At 46.7% G+C, this 20699-nt stretch carries 21 protein-coding genes; 3 read left to right on the top strand and 18 right to left on the bottom strand.

The genetic code is table 11. The annotated features are described in order from the left end of the window. Window positions 1-120 precede the first annotated feature (120 nt). The gene (locus tag ACXX82_RS16760) at window positions 121-687 is read right to left on the bottom strand and encodes a DUF4142 domain-containing protein (RefSeq protein ID WP_323518934.1); all 567 of its coding nucleotides are present in this window, start codon (window positions 685-687) and stop codon (window positions 121-123) included. Between the two features lie 337 nt (window positions 688-1024). On the opposite strand from ACXX82_RS16760, the gene ACXX82_RS16755 reads away from it, so the two are divergent. Further along, entirely contained in the window at window positions 1025-1240 is a 216-nt protein-coding gene (locus ACXX82_RS16755) for a YMGG-like glycine zipper-containing protein (RefSeq protein ID WP_322236841.1), read from the top strand. Window positions 1241-1375: 135 nt separating this feature from the next. Here the strand turns inward: ACXX82_RS16755 and ACXX82_RS16750 are convergent, their stop codons facing one another. After that, window positions 1376-2731: an NAD(P)/FAD-dependent oxidoreductase gene (locus ACXX82_RS16750; RefSeq protein WP_322236839.1), complete on the bottom strand. Its 1356-nt coding sequence runs from the start codon at window positions 2729-2731 to the stop codon at window positions 1376-1378. 339 nt (window positions 2732-3070) lie between these two features. On the opposite strand from ACXX82_RS16750, the gene ACXX82_RS16745 reads away from it, so the two are divergent. After that, a complete protein-coding gene (locus ACXX82_RS16745; protein ID WP_322236837.1) occupies window positions 3071-3502 on the top strand; it encodes a universal stress protein in 432 nt (143 codons plus the stop codon). Between the two features lie 272 nt (window positions 3503-3774). On the opposite strand, the gene ACXX82_RS16740 is transcribed toward ACXX82_RS16745, so the two are convergent. From ACXX82_RS16740 to dusA, 16 genes are all read right to left on the bottom strand, one after another. Then, window positions 3775-3960 (bottom strand): CsbD family protein, encoded by a 186-nt coding sequence (locus ACXX82_RS16740; RefSeq protein WP_458563289.1) that lies wholly within the window; start codon window positions 3958-3960, stop codon window positions 3775-3777. 250 nt (window positions 3961-4210) lie between these two features. Continuing rightward, complete coding sequence (locus ACXX82_RS16735) at window positions 4211-6304, bottom strand: PAS domain-containing sensor histidine kinase (protein WP_458563288.1); 2094 nt, start codon at window positions 6302-6304, stop codon at window positions 4211-4213. Between the two features lie 277 nt (window positions 6305-6581). After that, window positions 6582-7160 (bottom strand): response regulator, encoded by a 579-nt coding sequence (locus tag ACXX82_RS16730; protein WP_322236832.1) that lies wholly within the window; start codon window positions 7158-7160, stop codon window positions 6582-6584. Window positions 7161-7219: 59 nt separating this feature from the next. Further along, window positions 7220-7852: a response regulator gene (locus ACXX82_RS16725; RefSeq protein WP_322236830.1), complete on the bottom strand. Its 633-nt coding sequence runs from the start codon at window positions 7850-7852 to the stop codon at window positions 7220-7222. Window positions 7853-8149: 297 nt separating this feature from the next. After that, a complete protein-coding gene (locus tag ACXX82_RS16720; RefSeq protein WP_458563287.1) occupies window positions 8150-8464 on the bottom strand; it encodes a BON domain-containing protein in 315 nt (104 codons plus the stop codon). A 159-nt stretch (window positions 8465-8623) separates the two neighbouring features. Further along, window positions 8624-8836 (bottom strand): CsbD family protein, encoded by a 213-nt coding sequence (locus ACXX82_RS16715; RefSeq protein WP_323506837.1) that lies wholly within the window; start codon window positions 8834-8836, stop codon window positions 8624-8626. A gap of 129 nt (window positions 8837-8965) precedes the next feature. Further along, window positions 8966-9526, bottom strand: a complete 561-nt coding sequence (locus ACXX82_RS16710; protein WP_322236824.1) for a ferritin-like domain-containing protein — start codon at window positions 9524-9526, stop codon at window positions 8966-8968. Between the two features lie 153 nt (window positions 9527-9679). Next, a complete protein-coding gene (locus ACXX82_RS16705) occupies window positions 9680-9982 on the bottom strand; it encodes an ElaB/YgaM/YqjD family protein (protein WP_322236822.1) in 303 nt (100 codons plus the stop codon). Between the two features lie 696 nt (window positions 9983-10678). After that, window positions 10679-12535 (bottom strand): ABC transporter ATP-binding protein, encoded by a 1857-nt coding sequence (locus ACXX82_RS16700; protein ID WP_322236820.1) that lies wholly within the window; start codon window positions 12533-12535, stop codon window positions 10679-10681. A gap of 255 nt (window positions 12536-12790) precedes the next feature. Next, a complete protein-coding gene (gene maiA, locus ACXX82_RS16695) occupies window positions 12791-13453 on the bottom strand; it encodes a maleylacetoacetate isomerase (protein ID WP_458563286.1) in 663 nt (220 codons plus the stop codon). A 327-nt stretch (window positions 13454-13780) separates the two neighbouring features. Further along, window positions 13781-14473, bottom strand: a complete 693-nt coding sequence (locus ACXX82_RS16690) for a fumarylacetoacetate hydrolase family protein (protein ID WP_322236816.1) — start codon at window positions 14471-14473, stop codon at window positions 13781-13783. Window positions 14474-14677: 204 nt separating this feature from the next. Beyond that, window positions 14678-15844: a pyridoxal phosphate-dependent aminotransferase gene (locus ACXX82_RS16685; RefSeq protein WP_323506834.1), complete on the bottom strand. Its 1167-nt coding sequence runs from the start codon at window positions 15842-15844 to the stop codon at window positions 14678-14680. 293 nt (window positions 15845-16137) lie between these two features. After that, complete coding sequence (gene nusB, locus ACXX82_RS16680; protein WP_458563285.1) at window positions 16138-16620, bottom strand: transcription antitermination factor NusB; 483 nt, start codon at window positions 16618-16620, stop codon at window positions 16138-16140. A 251-nt stretch (window positions 16621-16871) separates the two neighbouring features. Then, a complete protein-coding gene (gene ribH, locus ACXX82_RS16675; protein ID WP_322236810.1) occupies window positions 16872-17360 on the bottom strand; it encodes a 6,7-dimethyl-8-ribityllumazine synthase in 489 nt (162 codons plus the stop codon). A 192-nt stretch (window positions 17361-17552) separates the two neighbouring features. Beyond that, complete coding sequence (ribBA, locus tag ACXX82_RS16670; RefSeq protein ID WP_458563284.1) at window positions 17553-18662, bottom strand: bifunctional 3,4-dihydroxy-2-butanone-4-phosphate synthase/GTP cyclohydrolase II; 1110 nt, start codon at window positions 18660-18662, stop codon at window positions 17553-17555. Window positions 18663-18946: 284 nt separating this feature from the next. After that, window positions 18947-19978: a tRNA dihydrouridine(20/20a) synthase DusA gene (gene dusA / locus ACXX82_RS16665; RefSeq protein ID WP_323506865.1), complete on the bottom strand. Its 1032-nt coding sequence runs from the start codon at window positions 19976-19978 to the stop codon at window positions 18947-18949. Between the two features lie 94 nt (window positions 19979-20072). On the opposite strand from dusA, the gene ACXX82_RS16660 reads away from it, so the two are divergent. After that, on the top strand, window positions 20073-20252 hold the full coding sequence (locus ACXX82_RS16660) for a hypothetical protein (protein ID WP_322236710.1): 180 nt from the start codon (window positions 20073-20075) through the stop codon (window positions 20250-20252). Window positions 20253-20699 lie beyond the last annotated feature (447 nt).

Raw genomic sequence — 20699 nt, 5'->3', positions numbered from 1 at the left:
CATTTTTAACGTGCCAGAGCGTGTTGAGATATGAGTTGAAATTGCGAACGAGTAGCCGCCTTAGACGCAGCAAAATAACAAACGTCCACATCGAACAGAGCAATGAAGACTAATTTAAGACTAATTTCGCACCTTGCGTTTATCGACGATCAGCTTCAGCAGTTGCCCCTGTGTCAATTGCTGCTCGAGCATTGGCAGCGTCTTAATCGCAAACTCCTTAACATCGGCATCTTTCGCTCTTTTTTGCGCCTGCTCAAACAATGCGATCCGGTCCTTGTGCGCCAGGACACCGATCTCTCGACTGAATTCTTTATCAAAACGAATTCCGCTAAGTTTTGATAATTTCAAAATGGTTGCCCGCTGCATCTTATTGGGATTCAAGGGAAGTATCACTCCCTTGGCCAAGGCCAATCGTCCCAATTCTGTTGTTATTACATCTTGATCAGCGATTAGCGCGGCAGCAAATTTTTTCACTTCAGGACTACTAAGACGCGTCTGTGCTAACTTACTTGCCTCTACTTCGGTATAGCCGCCCTCGGCAACGTGACGCAGAAACAGACCTTCATGGCGCGACAAGTCAGCTGCGCTAACGCCACCAGCACATGCCATTGCCAGCACAAAAAATCCGCCCCTCGACTGAAGGGCGAAGCGGGATAAGTATTGTGTAATTGGTTGGATTACTGCCACCTTCATATCAACTTTGCAACTTTCCATAAGTTAAGATTTATACAAAAATAGATACAGCCATTCACGTCCCCTCACGCCCAGTCAGCATCTCGGCTATCAACACAAAAACACCTCAGCATTACAACAAAATAGCGTGATCTTTATACGACTAATCATTTTCCATGAGGGAAAAGTCCTACAAAGCAATGCGTGGTTGACCGATAGCCATTGCATCTGCAAAGGCAAATAATACGAATATAAACCGTCATTCTCAGAAAATATCAAAAAATGTCAGTTAGGCCTGAATGCAATTTTTTGTCGGGAACCCTCCCGATCACTTTCCCTAAAAGGATGCATCATGAAAACTCTACACCACATGTTAGTTGGGACTCTTGCTTTAGCATTTGTTGCGTCACTAAGCGGTTGCAGCGGCATGTCTCACCGCGGCGCTGATACGGCCGTCGGTGCCGGAGTTGGCGGAGTTGCTGGTGCTGTATTAACCGGCGGTAGCGCACTTGGTACTGTGGGTGGTGCCGCCGTTGGTGGCGTGGTTGGCAATCAAATTGGAAAATAAAGTGTTAGCTCCTAAACATGCCGCACTCAATCAGCTACGCATACAATAACGGGCCGACATCCGGATACCATCCAACCGGAAATATCCACACATCAACCCCGTACACGTGCAAACGTGTACGGGGTTGATGTGTTTTTAATGCAGTTTGACCGAAGGTTTAGCGTGCTTCATCAAGCTGCTTGCGGTCGCCGTAACACCAGTGCGAATCGGCCCTAAGAGTGCGTTCAAGTGCAACAAATGCAAACTGGTGTACATCATGCGCGCAAAAAAACCATCAACAAACCAGCCCAGTTTTGATAGCGAACCCATTAAAGTACCAACCGACGTACTTCTCCCAAAAGACACAAGCGAACCGTGGTCTGTATAAACGTAGGCGGCCGTATTCACTGGTTGACCTTTATGCTCACGAACAAATATCGCTAACAAATAGTCGGCTTGTTGATGCGCCGCTTGCGCTCTGGGCGGCACGAGTCTGCCATCAGCGCTCACGCAGGCAGCACAATCGCCTAATGCGTAGATATTCTTACTATCTTTCACCTTTAAACCGCCGTCAACCTGGAGTTGGCCCAACCCGGTTACGGGCAATCCCAATGTTTTTAATAAATCAGGTGCCTTGATGCCGGCTGACCAAACGCAGAGATCAAAAGCGTAATCGTTACCGTTTGCGTCAGTGACAAATTGTTCCGCAATACTGGCTACGCGACAGCCCGTGACTACGCGCACATCCCTCTCCCTCAGCAACTTGGTTGCCGCATTAGCGACACGTTCCGGTAAAGGGGCCAGCAGCCGCGGTGCGCCTTCAAGGATCGTAATACGCACATCCTTATCGGGATGCAATCTCGGAAAATCGTAATCTGTATACACGCCGCTGGCTTCACGTAATTCTGCTGCTAGTTCAACACCGGTAGCACCGCCTCCCACGATCACGATATCAATACCGGCATCCGGTGAAAATTCCTTTTTGAGGTCGGCCAGCGTCAGCAATTTGAGCAATCGCCGGCGAAAATACTCCGCGTCCTCGGTTGAATTAAGTGAAATGGTGTTTTTCTCGGCACCGTTCAGCCCGAAATAATTGGAGACACTTCCCACTGCAATAACCAGTCGGCCAAAGGCAATTTGTCGTGGCGGCACGACCTCTACACCAGCCTCGTCATTGATCGCATCAACTGTAATGGTATTGTTAATTGCATCAAGGGCGGTCAAAGCACCATACACAAAACGGAATTTATTATCATGCGCCAACATCTGGTAGGACAAACCTTCCTGGTGGATATCACGCGTTCCCGCCGCGACCTCATGCAAAGAGGGCTTCCAGATATGATAAAGGGTACGATCAACCAGAGTGACATGACCATGCCCCAGTTTACGGCCCAACTTACAAGCCAGTTCAAGGCCACCTGCGCCACCACCGACTATGACGACTTCGTTGGATGCTGCTGTAGTCTGGTTCGCAACCTGCGCCAGCACCAGATTCTCATTTTCATTTGACATCGATTTCCCCTTCTCTTGATACATTACTACCTTAGTACATTGAATTGTTGTCCAATATCACTACCAACAGTGATTAGCTTAAAAATCGATGCCGAAAATAGCGCGCTATAACCTTCCCAACCCTTTCACCGCCATAGCCCTTTAGTGTTATCTTGAGATACCGCTAATAGTCTACGTTGAACAGTCTACTTTGAGATATGCAACCAAGGCAATAGAAGCATGCTGTTAGATCAAACCAGCCGCACCCGCAGCATACGTCTGGTGACTACTCCCAGTCTGCGCTATGATTAGCAGGACTAGTAAGAAACTGCTAAAAAACCGACCACCACCGGAGGGCATATGTACCGAAAAATTCTTATCGCTTACAATGGCACACCCGAAAGTCGCTGCGCGCTCCACGCGTGCATCCGCCTTGCTCCCGGTTCTGAAGTAGAAGTACATTTATTAGGGGTTATAAATCTTGCGACCTACCTGATGGCTGGGGAATTCGTCGCTGAATCCGCTATTACGTCAGAAAAAGCTTTATTGGAACAAGAGCTCACCAAAGGACATAAGCTGCTCAGCGATGTCGGCCTAAATGTCATCACCCATTTTGAAAGCGGTGAGCCGATCAATGTCATTAGCGATTTAGTGACGCAACTTGGGATTGATTTGGTGATCATTGCTCATTCACGCAAGAAGCCGTTGGCGTTACGATGGTGGCGTGGCTCCACCGATAGCCTTTTAGTAGAAAAAATTCCGTGCAGTATTCTCGTGGCGTCAGATTCCTGAGTATAAATGCAAAGAGCCCGTTATCACACGGGCTCTTTTTTTGGGCTTTTTTTTTCGACGGTCAAATCCTCATATAAATAAAACGTGGGCCGCTAATCGTATCTTCAAAACGCGTTAAAAAAAATGTAACAAATAGCGCGTTTTTTTATCGAGTTTAGTTAAGCGTAGAGATCGATCAGGCCCAATGAAGATCAAAATACATTGAACAAGCTAACGAACACAAACATCCTGCTGCTTTCTTTGTGCACGTTAATTCGTCACCCGACCAAGGATTAATGACCCTTTTGTGCATCCTTTACGGACTCTTTAACGTCACCAACAGTTTTTTGGACTTTACCAGAAACTTGTTTTTCAAGACCTTTTGCTTGTTGATTGTGGCTACCAACCAATTTTCCAGTTTTTTCCTGGATTTTCCCTGCAGCTTCTTTGACGTTACCTTTGACTTGGTCTTTATTCATTTTTTACTCCTGAGTGAATAAAACACATTGGGAGAAACCAGCTACAACCATACTGAGTGTGGCGATATTGCTGGATATAACTTGGTTTCGTTACACATAAAGGCTTTTGGCAAAATTTACATCGCCGTGTAATCTCGGCCCTGAATGTACTCTTAGGTTAATTAAACTGCGCAGTAAAATCCATCAGACATCCTCCGATAAGCACGTAGGAGATTATGAAGTCCAGTCAACATTAACTTTTATCGATCCGCTAATTGAGGTGTTCACCATCGCTGGCGTCACCCAACCGCGAAACCAGTGGCACCTCGATTTCTACTCTCGTGCCCACCTCTAATCCATTAACCCGACCCGGCTTAAACATCACCCGTCCACCGAGAAAACTTGCGCGTTCTTTTAACCCGCGCAACCCATGCGTATGGGTATTGTCAATACACTCTTGCGACATGCCGATACCGTCGTCACAAATTGTCAGCGCCAGCCGATCTTCATCCACATCGAGTACTACGTTAATTTTGGTAGCTTGCGCATGTTTGGCGACGTTATTTAATATCTCCTGAAGCATGCGATAAACAGCGATTTCGATCTTATGATTAATGGAAATATTTTCGTCCGGCAAACTGGCGCGGCAAATAATTCCTGTACGTTGCCCGAAATCTTCCAATTGCTCGGTGATCGCTGCCTTCAGCCCAAAAAGATCAAGCATATTCGGACGAAGTTCAGTTTGAATACGCCGCGTAGTAGCAACCAATGACCTGAGTAATTCTTGAATACGGGTTTGGCGCTCTTCCCATACAGGATCATCCGGGAAAACTTTATAGACGCCTTCCAAATGCATACTTAATGCGGTAAGCGCAGCCCCCATGTTGTCGTGCAACTCCCGTGCAATGGCGCGCTTCTCCTCTTCGCGGACATCTTCAATATGATTCGTCAGATCGCGCAGTAAAGCGGTACGTTGAAAAATGGTGCGTTCCAGTTCCAACTCCCTTCGCCTGAGTGAATCTTCTGCATGCTTCCGCTCAGTAATATCGGTCGCAATGCCGACGATTCCCATGATCTTTCCTTGCGAGTCGGACCAGGGCGACTTGGTCACTTGAAATGTCACAATGCCGCTTTTGAGAAGAATTGTTTGCTCTATGGTTTGGGACACACCGGCTTCCATAATGCCTACATCGTCATGATCTATCCGGTCGGCATCTTCCTGACGCAAAAATAGATCACGACTCCGCCGAAGCTTAGCCTCACTCCAACTCATATCGAATTGTCGAAGACACGCCGGATTTGCAAAAATTAAATTCCCAGTCCGATTTTTAACAAATATTGGATCGTTAGTATTGTCACTAACCGCGATTAATAAGGCGCTCGCTTCCGCTAATTCGGCAGCACTTTTTAAACGCGCGCTATATTCTTGATCGACCTTTCCTGCCGTTCGCCAAAAAATAAACAAGAACAGTCCACCGCCAATGATAGTCAATAAAGGTGGCACCAAATTGTAGTCATATAATTCTTCGCGGGCGCCCCAATCTACACACCAATTCAACACCGCTAACAAAATCAACATCTGCGGTAATGAGCGCCGCAATATTTGTCCACCAGGCGCATGCCGCGTAATAATCGCCATCAATAAATGGCGTGGACGAGACATTAACAAGGCCAATCCAAATAACAAGAAACACAACTCAGCGACTAACGGCACGCCTCTTTCGTACATCATATGAGTCAAGACGTCGACATCATATAGATAGCCAAACAATGGAATTGTGCTCAAAAAAATCAAAACACTTGCCAGATATTCAGCCGGATAATGTTGTCTCTGAGTTCGATAGTCGAGGACCAGCAAAGCGACCCCAGAAAAGATAAAACCAACCGCAACGAATGGATGCATTTCGGCAAAGCCGGACATCCCGCTCCAGGTAAATAGCAGAAAAAAATGTTCGAACTGGCTAGCAGACCCAAGCAGTTGCTCGGCCAATACAGCGATGGCTGGCACTAGCATCAATACGGCCAATATTTGCGTCAAAAACTTGATCGGCCACTTGTCGGCTAACGGCGAACATTGAAGTAGAAGAGCTGCCCCGCCCATCAAGAATCCCAGGACAACATTGGGTTGCAAAGTACTAAACTGCAACAGTACTCCGCTACCTTTCACCCCGTATAAAGCGCATACCAGAGTCAGACACGAAGCCACCATGACAACCAATATTAAGGTTACTGCGGTGGCGATAGTACGAGATACGTAAATGCCGGATAGCGCAAAGCGCTCAAGTGCGCGGCTTTTAAGCAGATATTGGTAATGCGGATGGTCGTCGCTTATTTCCTTTTCATCTGACGATTTTTTTTTATTCATATTTTCTTGCCCCTCTCGTCCAACTGATCACCATCGCAGATAAACATCATCTCTATAATCCGGGGTTTTATGCTAAGGCAAACAGTATCACTCATGCAACTAAAATACGGGGGATTTTGCGCGCACAAAGAAAAAAACCGCAAACGCCTAATGAGCGTAGCTGAACGTTTTTCACTACATCATACTGTGGATTTTTTTGCTACTGCGCAGCGTATGAACGACTGGCGTGTATCAAAGACTGATAAACAGAATGCACTGCTATCGTAACAAAAGCACATCAATGCATACTGGAACCTAATTCTTCAAGTAGCGTGCGCAACTTGGTAAATTCGGAAGTTTTGTCAAAAAAGAAGCGGACACCGTATTGCTCTCCAGCCCGCCGGTAGACCTGGCTGACATTGTTACTGAAAATTATCTTAAGATGGTTAATACTTTTATTCGATTTGGATAACGTCTTCAACAGGTTCATACCATTGCCCTGCCTCAACTCTATATCGAGGATCAAAATATCATAACTTTCAGCATCAATTTTCTCAAGCGCATCATTTTCCTCCGCCGAAAATCCAGCCAATATCACCCCTTGAATACCATTGACGGTTTCAATAATCCAATCGCGTACATCGACGGAATCTTCCACCAAAAAAATTCGCAGCGGTGCTGAGTGATTTTTTTCAGGCGCGGAAGTGAGAGTTTTTTTCATGAGTATTTGACAAACTTCAACGGCATCCATAGTTATCTTTAGCATTGATAATGGCGCTTCCCGAGCCGTAACGGAAACCAACATTACGAATAATAAAGCACAATAAATAGAGCTGAGCCTATCTGCAATCGCCTTAGGTTCTGGAACATTTTTCAATTGTCTTTACATCAAATTTACCGCGCAACTAAACTACTTCAATGCATCGATCAATCTTATCAATCGATCAAATTATTCTTAATTGCATAATAAATAATGTCAGCATTGTTAGTCATGCTCATCTTTTGTAAAACACGGGTACGATAAGTACTCACAGTCTTCACACTAAGACATAGCTCGTCGGCGATTTTTGTTACTCCCTCGCCTAGGCTTAGCTTGTAAAAAATCTCATATTCACGCTCAGACAATAACTCGTGTAACGGCTTCTGATCATCTGTATCAGGATCAGCGGTTAATAGCTCCGCGACGCCATAACTAATGTATTTATGCCCATCCAGAATTGTATTAATCGCTTTGACCAATTCCGTGGCAAGGGCCTCTTTCTGCACATAACCATTTGCGCCACTACGAAGTACTTGCACCGCATAACGGCTTTCGGGATGCATGCTGAGTATTAAGACTGGAAGTTTTGGCTTCTCACGTTTGATCTGCTTCAAAACTTCAACCCCGCTTTTGTCGGGCATCGCAATGTCCAGCAGGACAATATCCCACTCATGTGCGCGCACCATCCGGATGGCCTCCTCCGCGCTGGCCGCCTCGCCTCCTATTTCCATATTGGGCACATCGGCAATAAAGTAATGGACGCCTGCGCGCACGACAGCATGGTCGTCAACCACTAAAATTTTTATCATAGTTTCAACATTTTTTAAAACCCCGATCACGACAACTGTTCACAGGTTGATAATTACTTTTAAAAAGTTATTTATTTTAATCCATGATCAAGCAGATTCTTTCGCCTTATCAGTTTTACACCATTTTGTGTTAATTGACCTAAAATAAATGTAAATCCTATAAGTATTTTTAAGTCATATCTGTTCTTCCCAATTGCAAAAAGTCCGGGAGTCTTCTATCGAAGATCCCGGCGCGACCAAACCATTCAGCGTTGTTTTAGCTCTGCTTGATTTGGCTAGCTTGATTTAGCTGAATTTTTAACGCAGACGAATGTCGTTTTTCACAGACTGAACACCCTTAACGCCAGCTGTTACATTTGCCGCGGTCGCCGCATCCTGACGCTGGGCCACAAAACCACTCAACTGCACTATGCCCTTATAGGTTTCCACATTAATTTCAGCCGACTTCAATGTTGGCTCATTGAAAATTGCCGCCTTCACTTTGGTCGTAATCACCGCATCGTCGACGTAACCACCAGTGCCTTCATGCGTAGCTGTCGCTGCGCAACCTGCCAGAGACAACATGAGTAGCGCGAAAAAGAAACCAGTGAAACGTTTGGTGATTGATGTCATAGAATTCTCCTAAAAGTAATATATAAAACTACAAGGTCGTACAAAACTACGCATGCCGCATCCCTCACAATGCGTCTTTAATCTAGCTTCTAACTATCACGCCAGTGCAAGAGCTGGGTTGCTTTCATCATCAACAGATCAACGCGAAACCTGAACCAGTTAGGGACGATAGTCTTTATGGTTCTCTTCAAATGCTTTTATTTGCTTTTCAGCTTCATCTTTATTAACCCCATAAGCCTCTTGGATTTTTCCCGAAAGATCATCGCGTTTACCCGCAATCATATCGATATGGTCATCTGTCAATTTGCCCCATTGCTGTTTAATGTTGCCTTTCAGCTGCTTCCAGTTACCCTCAATAATGTCCCAATTCATCGTCATCTCCTGCAGTGAGTGGTGCTGATTAGTGGTGATCGTCAACCATCAGTGAATACTTCTTGCTGGTGTCAATGCTATATCACCCGGTGATTTGCAATGCGATTGAGGCCGCTATAGCGAATTCAACTAGCCAAGTAAATCGCGCATGTCATCGGCATGCTCTTCTTCAACCGCCATAATATTTACTAACATGTGGCGTGTTGTTGGATCAGTGTCACCAATACGCTCAATCATTTGGCGGTAGGTTTCGATCGCAATCCGTTCTGCAATTAAATTTGCTTTGATCATGCTCTTTATGTCGCTTGAATCGTCATATTCGGCATGACTCCGCTCAGCAATCCCGACAGGATTAAAATCTGGTTTACCGTTCAGTTGCACTATCCGTTCTGCAAGCATATCGGCGTGTTGCTCTTCCTCTCCGGCGTGCGCTAAAAACTCCGCTTTGATAGCGCTATTTTCAAGTCCGCTTGCCGTAAAGTAATGCCGCTTGTATCGCATTACGCACACCAACTCTGTCGCGAGAGCACTGTTCAACAAAGCGATGACTTCTTCACGATTACCTTGATAGCCGGATGTTACCGCGCCATCATCCAACTTTTGCGCAGCCGCTCTGATCGCCGCCGTGTCAATAGGCGTTGCGGTAGTCACGCGAGGCTTGCTACTAGCTTTGTTATTTTCGGCATTCATAACCATCCTACTTTCTTTAAATAGTCGACTAACTAACGATAGCTTTAGATTGGAATGTGGTTGTCATTGGTCGTAGTGTAATGGGACAAGAACCAAATACATTAAACGCAAATTGCAACTATCGGCAAACGGATTTAACGCACTTAGCCTTTTCTATTTACGTGACACACAGACGCCTGCAAGTACCCCAACCGCTAAAGAAATCGCGATTACACGCCATGGATTTTCATGAACATATTCGTCTGTTGAAGTAATCGCCGCCCGCCCACCATCTATGGCAGCGCTTTGCACTTGCTGGGCTTTAGCCAAGGTATCATCAAGTAAACCAATCCCTTTATTGATCAGATTAGTCGCTTTTTCACCTGTCTCGAACGAAGCTTCCCGTAGAGTCTTAAGTGCTTCGCGCACCAAACTTTGCATGTCTTGCTCGATGTTTTCTAAAGAATTATTGCGCATGATTGAGCTCTTTCATCAGAGACAGTTAACAAGGCGATGTGGACAGCTGCGTGAGCAGGTCTTACTCGATTTTTAAAATAACTGAGCGCAGTTCAGATATCACCTCAAGTAACGTTAAAAAATTTTCGAGGCAAAGCATGGGAAAGCACTAATGCGATGGAATAAGTCTAACAACCGACGTACCTACCTGACATAGGACAGGCGCTGTTTACTTTGTAGGACAAGCGGAAAAAAACAATGCTCATGATGATCAGCGGCACGCAACAATACGCAGAAAATACAGGGGTTTTGCGGCCCACAAAAAACCTATTATGTAGATATTGAAGGAAGCAGGGGACGCTAAATTTGTGACCGAAAAAGTCGTCATTTCATACTGTTAAAAGTACGTACTGAAGAATTGTGCTGAGGGATTTAGATAGATTACTTAAACCTGCAAACAAACCTTGAAGAAGTCACTTTCAAGATTTTATGTACCTTATAAAAAATTGTTCGACAGAACATATGATGCCGAAAAATTCGGTTTAATCCTCTTAAGTTCACTTATTGCGCCATCGGTAAGCACGTTATAAAACACCGACACACTTTGAGATTTCAAAGTAAATAGTCATCGGTTACGCACATAAGTTACCTACATGGGTTAATAGCCCTATTTATACGACTTAATTACGTACCTTAAATACACGCATAAGCTAACTATTAAGCCGCTTCCGCCACAGATTCATCCTCTGCCTCTTCCCCCAAAAATCCGCCACTTTGATGTGCCCACAACCGCGCATAAAGTCCCCCACTAGCAAGTAATTCACGATGGCTTCCCTGTTCTACAATCCGCCCTTTATCCAATACAATCAGGCGATCCATCGCTGCGATGGTTGATAGGCGATGCGCAATGGCGACCACGGTTTTACCTTCCATCAATCGGTACAAACTCGCTTGAATGGCGGCCTCGACTTCAGAATCGAGTGCACTTGTAGCTTCGTCGAGCAACAAAATCGGTGCGTCTTTCAACATCACGCGAGCGATCGCAATTCTCTGCCGTTGACCGCCCGACAATTTAACACCACGCTCTCCAACATGCGCATCGTAACCAATACGACCCTTAGCATCCATTAGGTTCAGTATAAAATCATGCGCCTCCGCGCGTTTAGCGGCGGCGATCATATCCACATCGGTTGCGTCAGGACGCCCATAGAGAATGTTATCGCGCACAGAACGATGCAACAAAGACGTGTCCTGAGTCACCATACCAACCTGCGCTCGCAAGCTGTCCTGCGTAACATGATGAATATCGGTACCGTCGATGAGTACGCGCCCTTGCTCGACATCATAAAACCGCAATAGTAGATTGACGATGGTCGATTTGCCTGAACCAGAACGTCCCACCAAACCGATTTTCTCCCCGGGTAAAATACGCAACGACAGATTTTGAATCACCGGACGAGGGCCGCCGTATGAAAAATCAACATCTTCAAACCGCACTTCACCCTGCGTAACGATTAACGCCTTTGCATCGGGAAGATCATTAATCGTATGCGAGCGCGATAGCGTATTGATACCGTCCTGAACCGTACCAACTTGTTCAAATAAGGATGCCATTTCCCACATAACCCAATGTGAGATACCGCTCAGACGCAACGCCATGGCGGTGGCGGCTGCGACCGCACCGATTCCAACCTGTCCTTGCGTCCAGAGCCACAGAACCATCCCTGCGGTACTGATAATCAACAACATGCTAAGGATGTGGTTGACGATCTCAAAGCCGCTCACCAGTCGCATCTGGCGGTGCACTGTTTGTAAAAATTCCTGCATCGCGGAACGCGCATAGCCAGCCTCGCGACCGGCATGTGAAAACAATTTTACCGTCGCAATGTTGGTATAAGCGTCCGTAATGCGCCCGGTCATCAGCGACCGTGCATCGGCTTGCGATTGCGCTACGCGACTGAGGCGCGGCACAAAATAGCGCAAAGCGAATCCGTAAAGCACAACCCAACCAAGAAACGGTAACAACATCCACAGATTAAAATTGCCCACGACCGCAACCAACGTGACGAAGTAGATCAGCACAAATACGAGGATATCCCCCAAAATCATACAAATATCACGTACGGCTAACGCAGATTGCATGACCTTGGCAGCGACACGTCCGGCGAACTCATCCTGATAAAATTCCATGCTTTGATTGAGCATCAGACGGTGAAAATTCCATCGCAGCATCATCGGAAAGTTACCTGCCAAGGCCTGCTGTTTAAACAGCGTCTGGAAAGCTACGACGACAATACTAGCGATCAGCACGATGCCAAGCAATATTAAATTATTCCGTTCCTGCGTCCACAAAAGCGAGGGTTGAACATGGCTGAGCCAATCAACAATTTTCCCCATCATCGCAAACAATACGGCCTCAAATGCACCAATCGTTGCTGTCAGCAAGGTCATTGCAATAATGTAACGACGCAGGCCTTTAGTGCATGCCCAGATAAACGCGACAAATCCGCGTGGTGGAGGTGCAATGACTGTTTCAGGATAGGGGTATATCAGTTTTTCAAACAGGCCAAACATACGAATACTCCAATAAATTCTGTAGAAACGTGACTCTCAGGCCGATGGATGCGCAGTAGATAAAGACAGCAGGATCAACGGTGAGCCGAAAGTCGACGAAGCAATGCTATCGCCATGTACCAATGAGGCGAAATAAGAAGGCGTTATAGCAGTCAGCTGGTAACAATGATGCGGCGCCTCGGTGTTGTGCTGAACATGCACTTCATCATGGATGCATAATGAATACGTAATTAATACGTAATGAATGGCCAAAACTCAGATTTCAGCGTCTATCTGATTTTCTGGTGCAGCCATAACGAAAGCGTCAAGTTGGCGGCAGTTATCATTAATGCGTAGCAATGTCGGAAAGGCCGACAAATCACACTTCTGCCGTTGTGCGTTAAACAATTGCGGAACCAGACAGCAATCGGCCAAAGTCGGCGTATCACCAAAGCAAAACTTGCCCACGCGTGCGTCCGCGGCGAGCGTCGTTTCAAGCGCTGTCAAACCCAACTCACACCAATGACGATACCAGGTATTTTTGGCTTCCTCTTCAACTTTCAAGTCGCGCACCAAATACCGTAAAACACGCAGATTATTAACCGGATGAATATCGCATGCGATCATCAGGGCAATACTACGCACAAAAGCGCGATCCAGCGGTGTTGGGGGCAATAACGCCACGTGAGGATACATTTCATCCAGGTATTCAATAATCGCCAACGACTGGGTAAGCACTGCGCGCCCCTCTGACGCATCTTCATCGACCATTGTTGGCACTTGGCCGCTTGGATTCAGTTGACGATACATCGGGCTTAACTGCTCTCCACCATGCTTCACCAAATGCACAGGAACGATATCACAAGGCAACTCTTTCAAATTTAACGCGATGCGCACCCGATAGGCGGCAGAGCTGCGAAAATAACTATAGAGTTTCATCCATTTTCCTATGAACTGGTGATGCATATCGTTGCGCAAAGAAGCACTAATATCGTGGCTTATGATTCAAACGGGCAGCTTAACGCTCTACCGGAGCACATTATAAAACGCTTATCTGGCGCGGTTTGATGGAAGTAACGATGAACAATATGACTTGTTTGGTCTATTGCCTTGCTATCAAAAATGATGCCAACTCAACCATTCACTCGCAAGGCGCATGGTCTCCTTATTTATGACCTGATTAGATGATGCGCAAACTTCAAATGCGCTCACTTAGGTTGCGCTAAGTCCGCTGGCGCCAAGCTGGCATCGTGAATGCCTTAATAACTATACAAGGCGCAAACGTAAATCACCGACACCCTCAACGCTGCCTTCCAGCAGATCACCTTTGACAACGGCTGCGACTCCCGCTGGCGTGCCGGTAAAAATCAGATCGCCCGCATGCAGTTCATAGAAGTTGGAAAGTTGTTCTATCGTTTCTGCGATGCTCCAGATTAGCTGATTGATATCGCCTTGCTGACGTAGCTGACCATTGACGTTAAGTTGGATTGGACCACGCTCAATCGGGCCGGTAACGCTAATCGGACGAATGGCTGAAATCGGCGCTGACTGATCAAACCCTTTGCTAGTACACCAAGGCCGACCAAGCTTTTTAGCTTCAGCCTGTAAATCACGGCGCGTCATATCCAGACCGACGGCGTAACCATAAATGTGTTTCACCGCTTCGGCAGCAGAAATATTTTTTCCACCGCTGGCGAGCGCGACGACCAATTCAATTTCATGATGCAGATCTTTAGTCATCGTTGGATAGGCCATCTCGCCGACGCTTCCCTGCGCTACAGGCAATACCGCATCCGCCGGCTTCATAAAAAAGAATGGTGCTTCGCGTCCGCTATCGCCCATTTCTTTTGCGTGCTCTGCATAATTACGCCCGACACAATAAATCCGATGAACCGGAAATAATTCACCACTGCCCTCAACCGGCACGACCGCTTGCTGCGGTGAAAAAACGAATTCCATGAAAAGCTCCTTTAGTTACAAGAGGATGCTGCTTTAAGTACAGCAGCATAAAGAACAGATCAAATAACAGGCTTACACAAAATTATTCCAACTAGACTACGAACCTGCCGAGCCTGCGAAGAATACAGCATGTCAGTATCAGGCCGCGTAGTTGGCTAGAAAAGCGCAACACTGCTGGGCGATTTTGCGTAAGTTCTTTCCCTGTTATTTCCCGAAAAATACTGCCAAGCGCCGCACTGCTTCTCGCAAATTGTCCATCGAAGTTGCGTACGACAGTCGGATATAGTTACTCGCAGTGAAAGGACCAAAATCCAGACCAGAAACGACTCCGACTCCGACCTCGTTAAGAATCTCTTTTGTCAACCGGTCGGCGTCATCACTCAGGTCACTGCAATCGGCATACACGTAAAATGCGCCATCTGGTGTTACAGGGACCTTGAATCCTAGCGCGATCAATGCCGGGACGAGATAATTGCGACGCTCTTTAAACTCGGCCTTACGCGCCTCATAAATTGCAATTGACGCTGGTTCGAAGCAGGCAATGGCCGCGTGTTGCGCAATCGAAGAAGCGCATATAAATAAATTCTGTGCCAGTTTCTCAATATGCGGCACAAGTGTCTCTGGCAAAACGAGCCAGCCCAGTCGCCAGCCGGTCATATTGAAATATTTGGAAAAGCTATTGATTACAATAATATCGTCGCCTAACGATAGCGCAGAAAATGGAGCAGCATCGTAGGTAAGGCCCTGATAGATTTCATCCACGATGGTAAAACCATTGTGACTACGCACCGTTGCAACGATCTTCGCAAGTTCTGAAGCGAGGATGGAAGTGCCAGTGGGATTAGACGGTGAAGCCAACAATACCCCACGGGTCGCCTCACTCCAATGCGATTGCACGGCCGCGTCGGAGAGCTGAAAGCGTTCAGCCGGACCGCTTGGAATCATTTTTGCCGAACCTTCAAACGCCGCCACAAAATGCCGATTGCAAGGATACGACGGATCGGGCATCAAAACCTCGGTGCCCTTTTCCACCAATGCGGCGCAAGCCAACAGCAATGCTGCCGACGCGCCCGCAGTCACCACAATGCGCGATGGCGCAATATCCAATCCATAGACTTGGGCGTAATGCTTGGAAATAGCTTCTCGTAAGGCTGGCAATCCGGTGGCGGAAGTGTATTGCATCTTGCCGGCTTGCATCGCTGCGGTAGCGGCCTCAACGACCATTGGCGGTGCCGTGAAGTCCGGTTCACCGATACCCATATGAATAATGTCGCGACCCTGGTGTTCGAGCGCCACCGCCATTTTTGCCAACTCCATGACATGAAATGGCGCTATGTTATCTAGCCTTGAAGCGAGGTTGGAGAGGTTCATTAAAACGTCTTTGCAATTAACTAGAGGAGGAAGCGCAATACGATGCGCTTACAAAGCGGTTACGAAGCGGTTACGAAGCGCTACGATAGCGAGTAATTCTGAACTACTCCAATGAATGGAAGTCGGCAGCATCAGCTGCGCGTCATATCCGTTAAAAAGGACTGAAAGAGGTAAAGGAGCGCAACTAACAGGCATCACAGCGTGCACCATTAAACGACGATGCCTATGCCCTCTATCAACTACCTGCGTCGGCTTGACTTAAGCATTCGGCTTATCGTTTAATCGAAAAATAATTAAGAACGGCGACCAGCATTGACTTCCGCTTCTCTGGCCTTAGCCGCAAATTTGTCCAAAACGCCGTTGACATATTTATGACCGTCGATACCGCCAAAAGACTTAGTCAACTCTACCGCCTCGTTGATCACAACTTTGTAAGGAATCTCAAGGTGATTCTGTAACTCAAACGCACCGATTAACAGTACTGCGTGTTCTACCGGCGAGAGTTCGCTAATTTTTCGATCGATCAATGGTGCTAGTTCGCCACGTAAAGTGGCCACATCCTTAATCGCACCGTACAACACCGAATTAAAATGCTCGGCATCGGCTTTATCGAACCCGTGCGCTTCACGGATGTTCGCCTGAATGGCATACACATCTTCATTATTGAGCAGCCATTGGTAAAGTCCCTGCAAAGCGAACTCACGCGCTCGATGACGCGGTGTACGGCTTTTGCTTGGGTTGGCGTGCTTAGGATGTTCTTGAGATTTGTTGGTCATAAATTTTCCGACTTATATTCCAGCCTCACGGCTAGCGGTAATCCATTTAAATACGCACGACTATTGCGCAACTTATTACTTATTTATTTTTATTGCTTTTTTTATTGGTTTATTTGCATTGATTACTTCTATAAAATCCTTTTGGCACACGCAATAACGATCTCTTTGACGCAATATAGAAGCAGCGCATTTTTTGCGCCGATTCATGCTCAGACCGTCACAGCTATCTGTTATCGATTAAATATCAGACCTTAGTCCTCATCGCTGGTCGATTCCGCCAACTCTTCCAGCGCGATCGACAAATTAGCCATTTCGACGGCTACGCGCGCGGCATCGATACCCTTTTCTGCCATCCTGACTTCGGCTTGCTCGTCATTTTCAGTCGTCAATACAGCGTTTGCTATAGGAATACCAAACTCAAGACCAACACGGCTAATTCCGGCACCTGCTTCATTTGAAACCAGTTCGAAATGATAGGTCTCGCCACGAATCACTGCGCCGATTGCCACCAATGCATCAAATTGTGCAGTTTCAGCTAACTTTTGTAACGCCAGTGGGATCTCCAATGCACCCGGGACGCTGACGTGTAAAACGTCTTCATCCACAACACCCAGATGTTTCAATTCACCTAGACAAGCCGATAGCAACCCGTGGCAAACATCCTCATTAAAACGCGCCTGCACAATACCGATCCGCAGACCGACGCCATCCAGATTAGGTTCGTAAGTTCCGACTGTCATGGTTTTTCCTTTATGCGCACTGCGCGTTGATACGTTAACAAATGAACACAACAAATAAAGACAACTAATATCAAAAATCTAGGTGGAACGCTTATAAGTTGCGTCGAACGCTCTCCACCAAGCAAAAGTACAAAGCGAAAGCTAAATTTCCGAAATTCCTTAAAGCAATGCAATTACTTACCATCGCATCTTTTAGCTATTCGGCTTATTTTGGTAGCCAGTAACTTGAAGCTCAAACCCGACCATCGATGGCATTTTTCTCGGGCTGGCTAAAAGCTTCATTTTGCCTACTCCAAGATCTTTTAAAATCTGCGCGCCAATTCCGTAAGTCCGCAAATCGAGGCGTGGCAAGGAAACATTGCCATCGGCACAATCGGCTAACGCTGCAAACTTCGCAAATATCTGCTCCGACGATTGTTCGCAATTCAAGAGAACCACAACACCACAAGGTGAAGATGCAATCGCTTCTAATGCCGATGTCATATTCCAGGAATGATTGGTCGCCTGAGTTTCCAGCAAATCGAGTATTGAAACCGGTTGATGGACCCGAACCAACGTCTCTACATCGGGGGTTGGCGTACCATGCAACAAGGCCAAATGCGCGCCACCGCTAGGCGTGTCGCGATAAGCAATTGTCTTGAACGTTCCTTGTGCAGTATGCGTGGTGCGCTCAGCCAGACGTTCAATCACACTCTCATGATGGCTGCGGTAATGAATCAGATCGGCAATTGTACCAACCTTAAGATTATGTTCACTGGCAAACACCAACAGGTCTGGTAAGCGCGCCATACTACCGTCGTCTTTAAGAATTTCACAGATGACTGAAGCTGGCGTCAATCCCGCCATATGAGTCAGATCGCACCCCGCCTCAGTGTGGCCGGCCCGCATTAAAACGCCGCCTTTCTTTGCCTTAACTGGAAAAATATGTCCAGGCTGAACAATATCGCTAGCCTTGGCATTTTTTGCAACCGCGACCTGAATCGTGCGCGCCCGATCTGCTGCGGAGATACCGGTGGTCACACCTTCTGCGGCTTCGATTGAGACAGTGAAATTGGTTCCGTAAGCCGTACCGTTTCGACTGGTCATCATTCCTAAGTCTAGTTGGGCGCAACGTTCCTCTGTCAGCGTCAGGCAAATTAAACCACGCGCGTATCTCGCCATGAAATTAATAGCTTCAGGCGTCACAAAATCCGCAGCAAGAACTAAATCGCCCTCATTTTCTCTATCTTCTTCATCGATTAAAATCACCATGCGACCAGCGCGCAATTCGGCAATGATTTCTTCTGTTGGTGCAATTGACATGTTATTGCCCTGAAATAGGCCTGTATTGAACGGATATAACCTAATGGTAGGTCGCTATTTTAATAGATTTATCCGTCAAGGACGCTTAGCGAATAAGCGCTTACTGACAATCACGCTTCGAAATCGGAAAAAATAGTGCGTTATAGCAGGCTTTATAGCACGCTAAAAACACGGTTTGCGAAGAATAGACAAAACCTTCATTAGCAATACCAACATTTTCTGAGAAGCGAAAAACGACATTTAATTTCAAAATTGATAACTCTTTGCGGAGTTAATAGCTGAACTCACGCAGCCACTAATTGCATACGTTTCAAAGCCTCTAACAATAGCGCAGGATCACCTGTCGCCAGCTTTTTCGAGTCTGACAACACTTGCCGAAATCCTCGCGCGCCCGGCAAACCAGCCATTAAACCCAACATATGACGCGTAATACTGTTTAAACGCAGGCCACTACCATCGCGACCATATAACTCAAGCTGACGACGAATGTAAGGCATCATCGTTTCCACGACTTCAGCACGGGACTTCGGAGTTACTTTTTCATCATCGTAGTAACGTGCGTCGAAATCCGCCATCAAATAGGGATTGTGATACGCCTCGCGTCCCAACATAACGCCATCCACGTGTGCCAGGTGAAGGTCGATTTCAGCGGTGGTTTTGATTGCACCATTGATGATAATTTCAAGATGCGGAAAATCGCGTTTTAACTGGTAAGCAAAGTCATATTTCAGCGGAGGAATCTCACGATTTTCCTTCGGACTCAAGCCCTTTAAAATAGCGTTGCGCGCATGGACAATAAACGTTTGACAACCCGCCTCCGCTATCGTGCCTACAAAATCACGGACAAAATCGTACGACTCAATTTGATCAATCCCAATTCGGTGCTTGACCGTTACGTCGATATCAACGACATCACGCATTGCCTTCACCCCGTCAGCGACAAGATCCGCTTCAGCCATCAAACAAGCGCCAAAAGCACCCTTTTGTACGCGTTCAGAGGGGCAACCGCAGTTTAAGTTGATCTCATCGTAACCCCATTGCTCACCCAGTTTGGCACTTTTCGCCAAATCAGCCGGATCGCTTCCACCTAACTGCAAGGCAACCGGATGCTCTTCGTCGTTGAAATCAAGATGACGCGGCACATCGCCGTGCAACAACGCTCCCGTTGTCACCATTTCCGTATAAAGCCAGGTATGACGCGTGATTTGACGGTGGAATACGCGACAGTGTCTATCGGTCCAGTCCATCATGGGCGCAACAGATATTTTACGCCCCCCGTATTTCGGCGCTTTATCAAGCGTGGCAAGGGTTTCCAAGGGATTGATAACTATTTTAGAGCTCACGGAAATTCACGTTATTTAATGGTTTAACATCTGTCATTGGACACAAATTGGACAACAATTCATATTAATGGCAACTATACAAAAGATCGGTAAGCGCTGGCGCGCTCGGGTGCGCAAGCAAGGCTTTCCTGCTGTAAGCGACATGTTCGATACTAAAGCGCGTGCCCAAGAATGGGCATCTAAGGTCGAATCCGACATGCGCTCATTGAAGTTTCAGGACGGACGTATCATAGCAGAGATGACATAGGCACTCTTATCGACCGTTATACTATAGAGATTGGGGCAAAAAAACCCTTCGGCAAAAATAAAGCCGCGGTATTGGGATCGCTCAATATAGCGCTCGGTGACGTCCTCTTGCCCGATCTGACGACAAACAGGCTGGTCGACTTTATCAAGATGCGCAGCACGGCTACTTCTGATCGCCCGGGCGCTAGGGGTGTCACTATTGGCATTGATCTAACTTATTTAGGTTCCGTTTTAAAAGCAGCAAAACAATTATGGGATCTATGGTGAGCCGAAACCGGATGATTCGAACCATTGTCGCCACTCCTTACAATTAACCATCAAAGTGGCACTTCTATTTTGTTCGTATTTCGGCGGGAACTATCGATGCAAAGGTATTAACTACTTGTAGTGTTTGATTGTCGGAATTCTTTACATGTGGCTTCCTGTCGATCCTGAGTAAGTCGGCTAA

Source organism: Glaciimonas sp. GNP009, from assembly GCF_054343755.1.
This window is presented reverse-complemented; position numbering and strand designations above follow the sequence as displayed.